Annotated in this window: 11 protein-coding genes; 10 read left to right on the plus strand and 1 reads right to left on the minus strand. The window is 66.0% G+C overall.

The window, feature by feature from the left end:
- Positions 1-117 precede the first annotated feature (117 nt).
- The 10 genes from BBJ41_RS31905 to BBJ41_RS31955 all read left to right on the plus strand — a co-directional run bounded on the left by BBJ41_RS31905 (position 118) and on the right by BBJ41_RS31955 (position 13053).
- A complete protein-coding gene (locus tag BBJ41_RS31905) occupies positions 118-471 on the plus strand; it encodes a YciI family protein (protein WP_069750127.1) in 354 nt (117 codons plus the stop codon).
- A gap of 124 nt (positions 472-595) precedes the next feature.
- The gene (locus BBJ41_RS31910; protein ID WP_069750128.1) at positions 596-1018 is read left to right on the plus strand and encodes a YciI family protein; all 423 of its coding nucleotides are present in this window, start codon (positions 596-598) and stop codon (positions 1016-1018) included.
- A 38-nt stretch (positions 1019-1056) separates the two neighbouring features.
- The gene (locus BBJ41_RS31915) at positions 1057-1473 is read left to right on the plus strand and encodes a VOC family protein (RefSeq protein WP_069750129.1); all 417 of its coding nucleotides are present in this window, start codon (positions 1057-1059) and stop codon (positions 1471-1473) included.
- Complete coding sequence (locus BBJ41_RS31920) at positions 1470-2738, plus strand: RNA polymerase sigma factor (protein ID WP_069750130.1); 1269 nt, start codon at positions 1470-1472, stop codon at positions 2736-2738. The genes BBJ41_RS31915 and BBJ41_RS31920 overlap by 4 nt, the downstream gene beginning before the upstream one ends.
- A gap of 610 nt (positions 2739-3348) precedes the next feature.
- Positions 3349-5046 (plus strand): ShlB/FhaC/HecB family hemolysin secretion/activation protein, encoded by a 1698-nt coding sequence (locus BBJ41_RS31925; RefSeq protein WP_069750131.1) that lies wholly within the window; start codon positions 3349-3351, stop codon positions 5044-5046.
- A 128-nt stretch (positions 5047-5174) separates the two neighbouring features.
- Positions 5175-8456: a filamentous hemagglutinin N-terminal domain-containing protein gene (locus BBJ41_RS31930; RefSeq protein ID WP_167362229.1), complete on the plus strand. Its 3282-nt coding sequence runs from the start codon at positions 5175-5177 to the stop codon at positions 8454-8456.
- A 438-nt stretch (positions 8457-8894) separates the two neighbouring features.
- Positions 8895-9317, plus strand: coding sequence for a rubrerythrin family protein (locus tag BBJ41_RS31940; RefSeq protein ID WP_048250182.1), 423 nt, complete (start codon positions 8895-8897; stop codon positions 9315-9317).
- A 106-nt stretch (positions 9318-9423) separates the two neighbouring features.
- Positions 9424-10761 (plus strand): heterodisulfide reductase-related iron-sulfur binding cluster, encoded by a 1338-nt coding sequence (locus tag BBJ41_RS31945; RefSeq protein ID WP_069750472.1) that lies wholly within the window; start codon positions 9424-9426, stop codon positions 10759-10761.
- Between the two features lie 31 nt (positions 10762-10792).
- The gene (locus BBJ41_RS31950) at positions 10793-11374 is read left to right on the plus strand and encodes a DUF3501 family protein (protein WP_069750134.1); all 582 of its coding nucleotides are present in this window, start codon (positions 10793-10795) and stop codon (positions 11372-11374) included.
- Positions 11375-12111: 737 nt separating this feature from the next.
- Positions 12112-13053, plus strand: coding sequence for a transposase (locus tag BBJ41_RS31955; protein WP_069750135.1), 942 nt, complete (start codon positions 12112-12114; stop codon positions 13051-13053).
- 124 nt (positions 13054-13177) lie between these two features.
- Here the strand turns inward: BBJ41_RS31955 and BBJ41_RS31960 are convergent, their stop codons facing one another.
- The gene (locus tag BBJ41_RS31960; protein WP_069750136.1) at positions 13178-14704 is read right to left on the minus strand and encodes a mannose-1-phosphate guanylyltransferase/mannose-6-phosphate isomerase; all 1527 of its coding nucleotides are present in this window, start codon (positions 14702-14704) and stop codon (positions 13178-13180) included.
- Positions 14705-14910 lie beyond the last annotated feature (206 nt).

A 14910-nucleotide genomic window follows, 5' to 3' on the forward strand; every position in this document is an offset into this window, starting at 1 on the left:
GATGGCCAACGATGCAGGCAAGCCGCGCCGCGGCTGTTACGCTTTCGCACCGGGCGCTGCATGCCGCACGCCGATCACGCAGTGAGCATTGCCGCCCCGCCTCCACAGGAGAAGTCCATGTCTTACATGCTGTTGATTGTCGAACCGACCGACCAGCGCGCCGAGCGCACGCTCGACGAAGGCCAGGCGCTTTACGCACGGATGGTCGATTTCGCCGAGTCGCTGAAGGCGCGCGGCGTGCTGCGCGGCGTCGAGTCGCTGGAGCGCTCCGAGCGCGGCACGCGCGTGCAGGTGCGCGACGGCGAGACGCGCCTGCTCGACGGCCCGTTCGCGGAAGCCAAGGAGATGGTCGGCGGCTTCTTCCTCGTCGACGTCGACACGCGCGAGGAAGCGATCGAGATCGCGCGCCAGTGCCCGGCCGCCCAGTGGTGCACGGTCGAGGTGCGCGCGGTCGGCCCGTGCTTCCTGTGACTGTCGCGACTCGGTATTTACCCTGATTCGTCGCGGCGCGCGTCGATTCGGCCGTCTCTCGCCCGTCGTCCGGATAAGGCGCCGATGAACGGGCGCCTCCTTCCATCGAGACAAGGAGTGAACGATGCGATTCATGATCATGATCCGGGCGAACGCCGTCAGCGAATCCGACGCGTTGCCGGACAACCGGCTGGTCGAGGCCATGACCGTCTACCACGAGGAACTGGCCCGGGCCGGCGTGCTGCTCGACGCGAACGGGCTGAGGCCGAGCGCGCGCGGCTGGCGCGTGCGCTACACGGGCGGCAAGGGCACGGTGGTGGACGGCCCGTTCGCCGAAACGAAGGAACTGATCGCCGGCTATACGCTGATCCAGGTGCGTTCGCGCGACGAGGCGCTCGAGTGGACGCGCCGTTTCCCCGCGCCGTTCGGCGCCGAGATGGATTGCGAGATCGAGGTGCGGCCGCTGTTCGAGCTCGACGATCTCACGCCGAGCGACGCGGTCGAGCGGTTCCGCGAGCTGCACGTCGGCCGTAGCAACGCTGTTTGAATCCCAGCCTGAATCCAACCTCACCCGGAGTACACGTCATGCACAAGATGGTTTTCATCAACCTGCCCGTGGCCGACCTGCCGCGCTCGAAGACGTTCTACCAGGCGCTCGGTTTCGAAGTCGTGCCGGCCTATACGAACGATCAGGCCGCCTGCCTCCGCATCAGCGAGACGATTTTCGCGATGCTGCTCGTGCGGCCGTTTTTCCAGACCTTTACCGACAAGACGATCGTCGACCCGGCGACGCACGTGCAGGTGTTGTCGTGCCTGTCGTGCGAAAGCCGTGCCGAAGTCGACGACACCGTCGCGAAGGCGCGTGCGGCCGGCGGGACCACGCCGCGTCCGCCGCTGGAGTATCCGGGCATGTACGGTCACGGGTTCAGCGATCCGGACGGCCATGCGTGGGAGCTGATGTACGTGGAGCAGGACGCGTCCGCGCAGGGGCAGGCGTCGTGACGCATGAGGCGACTCATCGTGCGATCGAAGCGGTCTGGCGGATCGAGGCGCCGAAAATCATCGCGCGCGCCGCGCGCGTGGTGCGCGACGTCGGCGTGGCCGAGGAGCTGGCGCAGGACACGCTCGTCGCCGCGCTCGAGCACTGGCCCGTCGACGGCGTGCCCGACAACCCGGCCGCCTGGCTGATGACGGCCGTGAAGCGTCGCGCGCTCGATCGGGTCCGGCAGGAATCGCTGCATGCGGCGAAGCGCGACCAGCTCGGTCACGAAATGGATGCGCTCGAAGCGCATGTCGTTCCGGACATCGCGGATGCGCTCGCCGATGCGCGCGACGACGATATCGGCGACGACCTGCTGCGGCTGATCTTCACGTCGTGTCATCCGGTGCTGTCGACCGACGCGCGCGTCGCGCTGACGCTGCGGCTGCTCGGCGGGCTGACGACGGGCGAGATCGCGCGTGCGTTCCTGACGCCGGAACCGACGATTGCGCAGCGGATCGTGCGCGCGAAGCGCACGCTCTCGGCGGCACGCGTGCCGTTCGAGGTGCCGGCTGCCGATGCGCGGCCCGCGCGGCTCGCGTCGGTGCTCGAAGTGATTTATCTCGTATTCAACGAAGGCCATGCGGCGACCGCGGGCGACGACTGGATGCGCCCGGCGCTGTGCGACGAGGCGCTGCGGCTCGGGCGCGTGCTTGCCGGGCTTGCGCCGGACGAGAGTGAAGTCCTCGGGCTCGTCGCGTTGATGGAATTGCAGGCGTCGCGCATGCACGCGCGTACCGACGCGCAGGGCCGGCCGGTGCTGCTGCTCGACCAGGACCGCAGCCGCTGGGATCCGTTGCTGATCCGGCGCGGCCTGGCGGCGCTCGAGCGCGCGACGAAGCTCGGCGGCGTGCGCGGGCCGTACGCGCTGCAGGCCGCGCTGGCGGCTTGCCATGCACGTGCCCGGCAGGCGTCGGATACGGACTGGGCGCAGATCGTCGCGTTGTACGACGCGCTCGCCGAAGTCGCGCCGTCGCCCGTCGTCGAGCTGAATCGCGCGGTGGCCGTCGGGATGGCGTTCGGGCCCGCCGCGGCGCTCGAACTCGTCGACGCGTTGCGCGACGATCCTGCGCTCGCGCGTTATCACTGGCTACCGAGCGTGCGCGGCGACCTGCTCGCGAAGCTCGGCCGCGCCGACGAGGCGAAGGCCGAGTTCCGTCGCGCGGCGGAGTTGACCCGCAATGCGCGCGAGCGTGAATTGCTGCTCAAACGCGCGACGGATGCGTGAAACGGCGTGCGCGCCGTTGCGCAACGGGTTTATTGGCCGGGCCGGCATCGATGACGGCGACGGCGCGCAATTCGTCAAGCAATATTCAACGTAAAACTCGCAATAATCCACGATTCGAATATATTCCGACGATCGCGATATTTATCGCGTCGATCATCGCTTATTGCACGCTGCCGCTCGGTCACGTGTCTGCAAGCAGTCGATGGGGCCGTCGTGCGGTGTGCTGGCGTTGCCGCGCGAAGCGTTGCAACGCCACAGCGCGTAAGCGCCGACATGCCTCGCCGAAGTCGGCCGCCATTGACTCGATTGCATGAAATGTCCGAAGTTTCCGGTTAAAAAGAATGAGACAAGTATGAATTTAATTTCAAGACGATAGTTTCAATTGAAATTCGATAATTCGACTCCGCATAATCCGCGATTGCTTGACGTGTCGCGAGATGGGCGGGGTTTAAGTGTTAAGGATAATTAACAAAAGCGATGGCGAACGGATTCCGTTTGCCAATATGCAGTGCGTGGCTCCATTCGGCGGTCACGCGCATCAGGGGGATCACGCGAATCCCCACCCGGGCTGGTGCGATTCGATCACACCGGTCGATTCCCGGGTTTCATCATGCGGACGGTGAGTGCAGGGCGCTTGCTGAGCGCCGCGAACCTGCTGGCATTCGCCGTTGCGGCAGCCGCGCAGACACCGCAGGCCGGCGCGCAGCCGCAGAGTGCGCAGCGCCATCAGGCCCAGCAACTCGACGAGCTGAAGCAACAGATGCTCGACCAGCCGGACGTGCTGTCCGCTAAGTCGTCAAGCGATTCCGACACGTTGCGCTTTCCCGAGGAAACGCCGTGTTTCGACATTCATGAAATCGAGTGGCGCGGCGCCGACGCATTCCCGTGGTTGCGCGATGCGATCCCGCTCGAACACGCATGCATCGGACAGAAAGGCTTGAGCCTGCTGCGCGAATGGGTCGGAAAGCGTCTCGTCGCGCGCGGCTATATCACGTCGCTCGTGAGCATTCCGTCGCAGGATCTGTCGACCGGCCGTCTGATCATCGAATTGCTGCCCGGCCGCATCGGTGCCATCAACGATGCGAGTGGCCGGATCGGCTGGGCGCCCATCCTGTTTCCGCGCGGTGCACACGCATTGCTGAACGTGCGTGATCTCGACCAGGCGCTCGAGAACGTGCGCCGCTTGCCCGGTCAGTCGGCCACCGCGTTCGATCTGGTTCCCGGCGCGTCGCTTGGCGATACCGACATCGTCGTCCGGCATCCGGACGATGCGCGCCGCGTTCGCTTCATCGCGACCGCCGACAACGGTGGGCTCGATGCGACCGGCCGCAACCAGCTCGGCGCGATCGTCGCGATCGATTCGCCGCTGCGGCTCTATGACCAACTGATCGTCACCTACAACACCGACGCCGCACTGGGCAACAAGGCGCTCGGCTCGCAAGCGAAAAGCGCCGCATGGAACGTGCCGGTCGGTTATGCGTCGTTTTCGCTCGGCATCAGCGAGTGGACGAGCCGGCAGGCGCTCGTGCCCGAGCTGCCCGGCGAGGTCATGCCGCCGCTCGGCCAGCGGACCCGCCGCTACGAAGCCGGCGTGAGCTACGTGCCGTATCGCTCCGGTCATGGCAAGACGACGCTGCGCTTCAGGCTTGCACGGCGCGAGGACCGTTCGTGGTTCGGCCCGGTCGAGCTCGACGTGTTCCGCCACGACATCGTCAGCTACGAAGTGGGCGCATCGCATCGCGAGAAGCTCGCGCGTGCGACGGTCGACGCGAGCATCGGCATGCGCGCGAGCCTCGCCGGCCTGAGCGCCTTTCCCGGGCGCGTCAACGGCCAGCCGGAATGGGACGGACGCTATCGCGTGTACAGCGCGTCGCTCGGCGCCGATGCGCCGTTCCGGATCGGCACGCGTGCGTTCGGCTATCGCGGATCGCTCCAGCTTCAGTACGCGCCCGGCGCGCTGCCATCGACCGAATACCTGCAGATCGGCGGCCGCTACACGGTGCGCGGCTTCGACGGCAATCAGACGCTCGCCGGCGATAGCGGCTGGTTCTGGCGCAACGAACTGGCGACGCCGGTGTTCGGCGCGCACGAGGCCTATGCCGCGCTCGATGCCGGCGTGGTGACGGGCGCGGGTTCGCGCGAAGGCGCGGGCCGGGACGGGCGCACGCTGCTCGGCGCCGCGCTCGGCGTGCGCGGCGGCTACCGGATGCTCGGCTACGACATCGCGCTCGGCGTGCCGCTACGCAAGCCCGGCGCGCTGCACACCGCGCGACCTACGGTCGACGTATCGCTCTTTGCGCGTTTCTGATCGTTGCGGGCGCGCCCGCGCCCGCCGTACGTCACGGAGGGAGTCGCCATGTAAGCACGCACGCTCGTTCGTCATCGGCGCGGCCTGTGCCACGCCGCCTCATTCATTTTCCGGAAACCGAAATGACCATGAAACATCAACAACAATTCCCGCGCCCGCGCGCGGCCACGCCGTTCGCGCGCACCGCACTCGCTGCGGCGCTGACGGTCGCGATGCCGATCCTTGCGGTGCAGACCGCGTCCGCGCAACCGGCGCTCGTCGCTGACCCTTCCGCGGCCAACCGCCCCGGTCTCGGCGTCGCATCGAACGGCACGCCGATCGTCGACATCAACGCAGCGAATGCCGCCGGCGTTTCGATCAACCGCTTTCTCGACTACAACGTTGGCGCGAACGGTCTCGTGCTGAACAACAGCGTCGGGCGCACGAACACGCAACTGGCGGGCGCCATCGACGGCAACGCGCAACTCGGCGGCCGTTCGGCGCAGGTGATCCTGAACCAGGTGACAGGCGGCAACGCGTCGGTGCTGGCAGGTGCGACGGAAGTCGCAGGGCAAAAAGCGCGGGTGATCGTCGCGAACCCGAACGGGATCAGCGTGAACGGCGCGAGCTTCATCAACGCGAACCGTGCATCGGTTGTCGCGGGAACGGTGGAGTTCGATCAAAACGGCAGCATCCAGTTGTTCCGAACCGACAACGGACGCATCACGATCGATGGTGATGGCATCGACGCGCGCGGTCAGGACCAGCTGGACCTCGTCGCACGCACGCTCGAGGTGAATGCGGCCGTGCAGGCGAAGCGCCTGGTCGCCGTCGGGCAAAAGGGGCGGGCGCTGATCGAGCAGCCCAACCTGCCGATGTTCATGCCATCGTTGGATAGCGACGCGGTCGATGTCGCGATCGACGTATCGAAGCTCGGCAGCATGCACGCCGACTCGATTCTGATGCGCGGCGCGTCCGCGGGTGTTGGCGTGAACGTTGCCGGCAAGGTCGAAGCGCTGACCGGCAAGCTCGAGTTGCTGTCGGACGGCAAGATCCGGGTCGCAGCGAACGGCCACATGTCGGCGGCCGGCGAATTGACCGCGACCAACACGCTGGAGAATGCGGGCACGATCACCGGCGGCAAGCTGACGTTGCTCAAGGCCGTGGCGAACACGGGCACCCTGCACGCGGACGGCAAGCTGGATGTCACGGCCGATGTGAGCAACACCGGGTCGATTTACGGCGGTAGCGGTGTTCAGATCGCAGGTAACCTTCATCAGGACGCGCCGGGTATCGTAGGCGCTAACGGCAAGGTAACGGTGACAGGGCAGATCACCGGCTCCGGGACGATCTCTGAAAACATGACGAAGCCGCCGGTCGACCCGGAACCGCCGGTTGCTGAAACGAAGCCGCCGGTCGATCCGGAACCGCCGGTTGCTGAAACGAAGCCGCCGGTCGACCCGGAACCGCCGGTTGCTGAAACGAAGCCGCCGGTTGATCCGGAACCGCCGGTTGCTGAAACGAAGCCGCCGGTTGACCCGGAACCGCCGGTTGCTGAAACGAAGCCGCCGGTCGATCCGGAACCGCCGGTCGCTGAAACGAAGCCGCCGGTCGACCCGGAACCGCCGGTTGCTGAAACGAAGCCGCCGGTCGATCCGGAACCGCCGGTCGCCGAAACGAAGCCGCCGGTTGAACCCGAACACCCGGTCGCAGAAACGGAGCCGCCGGTTACCGAAACGAACCCGAAACTCGTCGCGGACCCCTCCACGAACAATCGCCCCGGTATTGACGTCGCATTGAACGGCACCCCGCTCGTCGACATCAACGCACCGAATTTCGCCGGCATTTCGCTCAACCGCTTCCTCGACTACAACGTCGGCGCGAACGGCCTCGTGCTGAACAACAGCGTGGACCGCACGAACACGCGGCTGGCGGGCAGCATCGCCGGCAACGGGCGACTCGGCGGCCGGTCGGCGCGGGTGATCCTGAACCAGGTGACGGGCGGCAACGCATCGGTGCTGGCAGGCACGACGGAAGTCGCAGGGCAGAATGCGCGCGTGATCGTCGCGAACCCGAACGGGATCAGCGTGAATGGTGCGAGTTTCGTCAACGCGAACCGCGTGTCGCTCGTCGCGGGCACGACCGGTTTCGACCTGTTCGGCAATGTCGCGCGCTTCCACACCGACGACGGCGGCATCACGATCGACGGCGCGGGTCTCGACGCGCGTGGCGCGAATCAACTCGATCTCGTGTCGCGCACCCTGAAGGTCGATGGGGCGGTGCAGGCGAAGAAGCTGGTCGCGGTCGCGCAGCAAGGAACGGCGTCGATCGAAAAGTCGAAGCTGCAAACGACCGCGTGGCCGACGGCCGGCGAGACGCCGGACGTGGCGATCGACGTGTCCGGAGCAGGCAGCCTGCAAGCGAACGAGATCTCGCTGGTCGGTGCGTCGGCCAAAACCGGCGTGAAGATCGCCGGCATGGTGGACGCGTCGGCAGGCACCGCATCGATCGTGTCGAGCGGCACGGCGACGATCGAGTCGGGCGGGCAACTGCAGGCCGGAGCGGTATCCGTCTCGGGCGCGCTCGACAATCACGGCACGGTCCGTGGCGACGCCGTCGACGTGTCCGGCACCCTCCGCAACGACGGCACCGTGCGGGGCCGCAGCGTCCGGATCGCGGGCAATGTGACCAATGCCGGCTCGCTGAGCAGCATCGGTGCGCTCGACATCTTGGGGCACCTGAGCAACAACGGGGTCGACAGTGTCGTCAGCGGGCGCAACGTGAAGGTCCTGGGTACGGCGACCAACACCGGCACGCTGCGCGCGGACAACCGTATCACCGCGATCGGGAATGTGACGAACGACGGCACGCTCGAGGGCGCCGAAGTCAAGGTCATGGGCAACCTGACCAACGCGGGCGCGCTGCGTGCGTCGGATTCGCTTTTCGTGGCGAGCAATGCGACCAACAACGGTACGACCGAAGGCGCCGCCGTCAAGGTCATGGGCGAGCTGACCAACACGGGCGCGCTGCATGCGTCGAAGTCGCTCTTCGTGATGGGCAATGCGACCAACGACGGTACGACCGAGAGCGGCGACGTCACGGTCATGGGCAACCTGTCCAACGCGGGCGCGCTGAGCGCGTCGAAGTCGCTTTTCGTGATGGGCAATGCGACCAACAGCGGTACGACCGAAGGCGCCGACGTCAAGGTCGTGGGCAATCTGGTCAACCTGGGTGCGCTGCGCGCCGTGAACTCGCTCTTCGTCATGGGGAACGTGTCCAACAACGGCGTGCTGCACGGCGGCGAGTCGGTGTTCACGATGGGCAGCCTGTACAACGGGCCGTCCGGTGTCACGAGCAGCTACGGCAACGTGTTCAGCATGGGCCGCGTGTCGGGTCCGGGCCGGGTCGTCCGCTACATGGCGCGCCCGTAATCCGTCGACTTCGTTAGACGGGCTCCGTCGGTCGCCCCTCGCAGGGGCGGCCTGATGGTGGCATCGCGCCGGGGCACGGCCGTATCGCCCCGGCGCGATGCATTTCTGCGGCACTTCGGGCTTCGCCTGCGACGTCGAAGTGCCGCGTCGCATCTGCATTCGTTCACTTCCGCTTCCTCGGCGATCGATCCGCCCGCGCGACGTTTCCCGGCACATCCATTCGGGCAAGCGACATCGCTGCGCACGCGCTTGCAGCAACCGGTGCGGCCGGCGTCGGGCATTCGCTATCGCACGGATTGAAAAAGCCTATTGGGGGATGCGAACACGAGCGCCTAGATTGGAGAGCACGACGTGTTCGCCTCGGCAAACGCATCGTTCCCCACATACTTCATCGGCCCGGCTCGACACGCGGCCGCGCCGACTCGAACGGAGGCGCAAATGGCTCAACTCAAGGGCAGCAAAACCGAAGAGAACCTGAAAGCCGCATTCGCGGGCGAATCGCAGGCGAATCGGCGCTATCTGTATTTCGCTTCGAAGGCTGACGTCGAAGGCCAGAACGACGTCGCCGCGCTGTTCCGTTCGACCGCCGAAGGCGAAACCGGCCATGCGCACGGCCATCTCGAATATCTGGAAGCAGTCGGCGATCCGGCCACGGGCTTGCCGTTCGGTTCGTCGCGGCTGAATCTCGAAGCGGCGATCGCCGGCGAAACGCACGAATACACCGACATGTATCCGGGCATGGCGAAGACGGCGCGCGACGAAGGTTTCGACGAAATCGCGAACTGGTTCGAGACGCTCGCGAAGGCCGAACGCAGCCACGCGAACCGTTATACGAAGGCGCTGGACAGCCTCGTCGACTGACGGGCCGCCGGCCCGGCGGCCCGCAAGCGGCCGTCCTCTCGTTCATCGCTGCCCGCATCGAGCGGGCGGCGTGCTCGCGCGCATGCGCGCCACGCTGGAGCGCCCCATGCCCCACAAGGAAGGCAGTCTCGAAGCCCCGACCCGGCATCCGCTCGACTGGCAGTCCGACGCGTTCTACGACCAGGCCGCGATCGATGCGGAAATGACGCGCGTGTTCGACATCTGTGCCGGATGCCGGCGCTGCGTGTCGCTGTGCGGCGCGTTTCCCGCGCTGTTCGATCTCGTCGACGATACGCCGATGGGCGATATCGAGGAAGTGCCGAAGGACGCATTCGGCAAGGTCGTCGACCAGTGTTATCTGTGCGACCTCTGCTACATGACGAAATGCCCGTACGTGCCGCCGCATGCATGGAACGTCGACTTTCCGCACCTGATGCTGCGCGGCAAGGCTGCGCGCTACAAACGCGGCGAAGTCGCGCTGCGCGACAAGGTGCTGTCGAACACCGATGCGCTCGGCCATTTCGCGGGCATCCCGATCGTCACGCAGACGATGAACGCGGTGAACCGCACGCCGCCCGCGCGCCATGCGCTCGAAGCGGCGCTCGGCGTCGATCGCAAGGCGTGGCTGCCGGAATTCGCGCCGCGCAAGTTCCGGCGCACCGCGAAGCGCTCGGACCAGCCGCCCGTGCGCGATGGCGAGCGCACGCCCGGCAAGGTCGCGATCTACGCGACGTGCTACGTGAATTTCAACGAGCCCGGCATCGGCCACGACTTGCTCGCGATCCTTGCGCACAACGACATTCCGTACGAGCTCGTCACGCGCGAAGCCTGCTGCGGGATGCCGCTGCTCGAGCAGGGCAACCTCGCCGGTGTCGCGGCGAAGAAAGACGTGAACATGCCCGTGCTCGAACGGTATGCGCGCGACGGCTACGCGCTGATCGGCGCGATTCCGAGCTGCGTGCTGATGTACAAGAGCGAGCTGCCGCTGATGTTCCCGGGCGACGCGGCCGTGCGCGCGGTGGCCGATGCCTTCTGGGACCCGTTCGAATACGTGATCGCGCGGCATCGCGACGGGCTGCTGAAGACCGATTTCAAGACCGGCCTCGGCACCGTGTCGTATCACGTGCCGTGCCATGCGCGCGTGCAGAACATCGGCCGCAAGACGGCCGACGCGCTGTCGCTCGTGCCGGACACGCGCGTAAACGTCGTCGAGCGCTGTTCGGGCCACGCGGGCACGTTCGGCGTGAAGAAGGAATTCCATGCGGACGCGATGCGGATCGGCACGCCCGTGTTCAAGGCGATGGCCGAGCCGCAGCCCGATTTCGTATCGTCGGACTGCGCGCTGGCCGGCCATCACATCGTGCAGGGCATCGACGAGAAGGGGTTGCCGGCCGCGCCGCTCGCGCATCCGCTCACGCTGCTGCGCCGCGCATACGGTATTTGAGCCGATGCCGGCCGATTCACGAGGACATCCCATGACGCTGACCCGCGACTCCCTGCTGACGCTCGAAGCGTACGCGAAGATCCGCAGGACCGAACACGCGCGGCTCGTCGCGTACAAGCGCCGCCGCGCGGTGGCGCTCGGCAACCACCTGCGCTTCCTGTTCGAGGACGAAACGACGATCCGCTATCAGATCCAGGAGATGCTGCACATCGAGAAGATCTTCGACGAGGCCGGTATCGAAGGCGAGCTGGAAGCGTATCTGCCGCTCGTGCCCGACGGCACCAACCTGAAGGCGACGCTGCAGATCGAGTACGAGCACGAAGTCGAGCGGCGCGCGGCGCTTGCACGGCTGATCGGCGTCGAGGATCGCGTGTATCTGCAGGTCGACGGGCACGCGAACGTCTACGCGATCGCCGACGAGGATCTCGAGCGCGACACCGCCGAGAAGACGTCGGCCGTGCACTTCGTGCGCTTCGAACTCGACGCGCCGATGCGCGCGGCGCTCAAGGGCGGGGCGGCGCTGTCGATCGGTTGCGATCACCCGGCCTACACGATGCCGCCGCAGCGCGTGGTGGCAGACGTGAGCACATCGCTGGCCGGCGATCTGCGCTGACGCGACCGCGGCGCGTCCCGCGCGCCGCATGCCGCTTTTCTCCGTTCCGACCCGAAGCAGGCTTTCCGCATGCGTCGCATCGTGCCTGCTCGCCCGGTCGCCGCGAAGATGTAACAGACGTCACCAGACGTCGCGCGCTTGCATGCGGGGAAACAATGTGCATTCCGCGTCACCGTGTTTTCATCACTCGCGGAGAAACAATAAAAAGATTGTGCATGGGGATAATTCAATTCAATGGATATTGAATGATTTACCGATTCGTGAATATCTTGTTACCAATTTTTCCCTGATTTACCGATTTTATGCAGCGATTCCCGGGATTTTTGCCGGCAAGGGTCGGAACAGCTCGGGAAGCCCAGCCAGCGGGCATTCTTCATACCCTGCGGAGCCCCGCCAGACGGGCCTTTGCAGCGGCCGGCATAAAGATCTCGCAAAAAAATTCAAGCGTAAATTGATTACCCATCCATGGCGGGTTGTTTCAGTGCGTAACATTAAGTCATTGTCATATTGAGATAAACCCTGAGGATGGTATGCTTCGTGCACAAAAATTCCCACATTGGAGTGAGACCGTGATTTGTGCGCCATTGCCGGGAATGCCGGCACCGTGAAAGTGCGGTGCCGGACCGGCGTGCACAACACCGGATAACCATAATGTGCAACCTGGCCGCCCCGCGACGCGATGTGTCGCGACGGCGCCGCCAATCGCAGCCCGGCCTGGCTGCGTGGAGAGATCTACTATGTTCTTCGATGAGCTTAACGATGAAGAGTGGTTTCGTCTTTCAACGCTGATCGCCGATGAACCCATCCGGCTGAATCGTCGTGGGCGTCCACGAGCCGAACCGCGCGTCGTCGCCAACGCGGTGCTCTGGATCCTGACGACCGGTGAAGCCTGGTCCAAGCTGCCCGGTCGTTATCCGTCCGGGCCGACGTGCCGTCGTCGCTACGAGGAGTGGCTCGCGAGCGGCACGCTGCTGCAGATGATCGACGTGCTGACCCAGTTCAGCGGGCGCACGTTCGCGTATATTCCGCCGCCGCCGGTGCCGGTCGTGCCCGCCCGTCGCGCGGAGCCCGTGCCCGACAACGATCGTTTGCGCGGCGTGTTCTGGCAAAACCCCGAGTCGTGGCAATTGCCGGTCGCGCAGGCAAACGTTTGGGAGGGCGAAGGTGCGTCGCTGAGCGCGATGCCGGACGACGAAGTGGCCGATCCGGCCCGTGCGTCGTTCGTGGTGCCCGGTACGCCGGCGGCGGAGTTGCGTCATGCGCGCGCGTCGTCGGCGAGCTTCGCCGCGGCCGAACCGCAGGTCGACGAGTATCGCGGCTATACGATTTCCGGCATCGCACAGCCCGTGCAGAACCTGATGTATCGCGCGTGGGCCGAGATCTCGCAGGATGACCGGCGCGTCGAGCGCTCGGGCCTCATCGGTCCGCGCTTCACCGATGCGGAGGAAGCGGAGCAGTTCGCGCTCGACTGGGCGCGCCAGTGGATCGATCGCCACGGCGCGAGCGACGAGCCGGCGCGCGCGCCGCAAAGCGAGGTGCTGGCCGGCCTGTCTGCGCTGGCGCGTGCGGAGTCGGACATCAAGCGCTTCATCGCCGAGCGTCACGCGGGCGCGTTGTCCGAAAGCCGCAACGATCCGGTGCAGTCGGAGCGCCGCGAATACGCCTACCGCGTAGGTTGAGCGCCGCCGCGGCGCGATGCGCGGGCCGTCGTGTGCCACGACGCCCGCGCGCAAGCCTCGTCTCTCCATGCTTGCCGCACCCGGGAGCGCCGCTGTCGAAGCGGCGCTCCCGGTGCTTGTTGCGTCATTGCCGGCCGTAGGTGTCGTCGAAGCGAACGATGTCGTCCTCGCCGAGATAGGCGCCCGACTGCACTTCGATCAGCTCGAGCGGCATCTTGCCCGGGTTCTCCAGGCGATGCGAGACGCCGAGCGGGATATACGTCGATTCGTTTTCGGACAGCAGGAAGGTTTCGTCGCCGCGCGTGATGCGCGCGGTGCCGCGCACGACGATCCAGTGTTCGGCGCGATGGTGGTGCATCTGCAGCGACAGTCGCGCACCGGGCTTCACGACGATGCGTTTCACCTGGAAGCGCTCGCCCGTGTCGACCGAGTCGTAATGGCCCCACGGACGATGCACCTTGCGGTGATCGGTCGCTTCCGCGCCGCGTTGCGCCTTGATGCGCCCGACGATCTTCTTCACGTCCTGCACGCGCGACTTGTCGGCGACGAGCACGGCGTCGGGCGTTTCGACGACGACGAGGTTCTGCGTGCCCACGCAGGCGACGAGCCGGCTTTCGGAATGCGCGAAGGTCGATCCGGCATCTTCGAACAGCACGTTGCCGCGCCCGACGTTCTCGGCATCGTCCTTCGGCAGGATCTGCCAGATCGCGTCCCACGAGCCGACGTCCGACCAGCCCGCATCGAGCGGCACGACGACGCTTTCGCACAGTTGCGGCAGGCTCGCGAGCGGCTCCATCACCGCGTAGTCGATCGAGTTCGACGGCGACGCGGCGAACGCATCGCGATCGACGCGGAAGAAATCGCCATCGGCCTTGCCCTGTGCGACGGCCTGTTCGCAGGCTGCGTGGATCGCGGGTTCGAGATGGCGGATCGCCTTCAGCCACACCGACGCGCGGACGATGAAGATGCCGCTGTTCCACCAGTATTCGCCGGATGCGACGTACTGCTGCGCGAGTTCGAGATGCGGTTTTTCGACGAAACGGTCGAGGCGGCGCACGTCGAGGCTGCCGGTCGCGGCGTCGCCGAGCGGCGCGCCGACGCGGATGTAGCCGTAGCCGGTTTCCGCGTGCTTCGGCACGATGCCCATCGTCGCGATCTTGCCTTGCGCCGCGCAGTGCACGCCGGCCGCGACGGCCGCGTGAAAGCGCGGCAGGTCGGCGACGGCATGGTCGGCCGGCATCACGGTCATCACGGCATCGTTACCGCCGGCGACGAGGCGCAGCGCGGCGAGCGTCAGCGCGGGCGCGGTGTCGCGGCCGAGCGGCTCGAGCATGATCGTGGCGGGCTTGGTCGTCAGGCGCAGCTGTTCGGCGGTCGTGAAGCGGTGATCCTCGCCGCACACGATCAGCACGTCATCATTCAGCGGATGGCTGGCCGCGAGGCCGTCGAGGCGCAGCGCGGTCGACTGCAGCAGCGAATGATCGCCGAGCAGGCCGATCAGCTGTTTCGGAAAACGTTCGCGCGACATCGGCCACAGACGCGTGCCGGAACCGCCGGCAAGAATCACCGGCTGCACGGCGACGCGCGCGCCGACGGCGGTTGCGGCGGAAGAAGAAGGGCGCGTTTCGGCTGTCACGGCCGGAGCATTCATGGTGACACTCTCCACGGTTGAAGTCAGTGCCTGTCGTTGTAGCATGAAGTAAATCGACAATAAAACCGGACCAATTACCTGATATTCGCCATTTGATCACCCGGGAAAATTTTCCCCGATCGCATCGGATGCCAATAAAAAAGTAAAAAATAAATCGATGAATCAGCCGGACATGACCGCCCGCAAAGGGTGAGCGTAAATCGTAA

It is taken from the genome of Burkholderia stabilis (assembly GCF_001742165.1).
Taxonomy (GTDB): Bacteria; Pseudomonadota; Gammaproteobacteria; order Burkholderiales; family Burkholderiaceae; genus Burkholderia; species Burkholderia stabilis.

Excerpts from the sequence above, each read along its gene's own strand:
- BBJ41_RS31905 (WP_069750127.1), top strand. The coding sequence starts at position 118 with ATGTCTTACATGCTGTTGATTGTCGAACCGACCGACCAGCGCGCCGAG.
- BBJ41_RS31910 (WP_069750128.1), top strand. The coding sequence starts at position 596 with ATGCGATTCATGATCATGATCCGGGCGAACGCCGTCAGCGAATCCGAC.
- BBJ41_RS31915 (WP_069750129.1), top strand. The coding sequence starts at position 1,057 with ATGCACAAGATGGTTTTCATCAACCTGCCCGTGGCCGACCTGCCGCGC.
- BBJ41_RS31925 (WP_069750131.1), top strand. The coding sequence starts at position 3,349 with ATGCGGACGGTGAGTGCAGGGCGCTTGCTGAGCGCCGCGAACCTGCTG.
- BBJ41_RS31930 (WP_167362229.1), top strand. The coding sequence starts at position 5,175 with ATGAAACATCAACAACAATTCCCGCGCCCGCGCGCGGCCACGCCGTTC.
- BBJ41_RS31940 (WP_048250182.1), top strand. The coding sequence starts at position 8,895 with ATGGCTCAACTCAAGGGCAGCAAAACCGAAGAGAACCTGAAAGCCGCA.
- BBJ41_RS31945 (WP_069750472.1), top strand. The coding sequence starts at position 9,424 with ATGCCCCACAAGGAAGGCAGTCTCGAAGCCCCGACCCGGCATCCGCTC.
- BBJ41_RS31950 (WP_069750134.1), top strand. The coding sequence starts at position 10,793 with ATGACGCTGACCCGCGACTCCCTGCTGACGCTCGAAGCGTACGCGAAG.
- BBJ41_RS31955 (WP_069750135.1), top strand. The coding sequence starts at position 12,112 with ATGTTCTTCGATGAGCTTAACGATGAAGAGTGGTTTCGTCTTTCAACG.
- BBJ41_RS31960 (WP_069750136.1), bottom strand. The coding sequence starts at position 14,704 with ATGAATGCTCCGGCCGTGACAGCCGAAACGCGCCCTTCTTCTTCCGCC.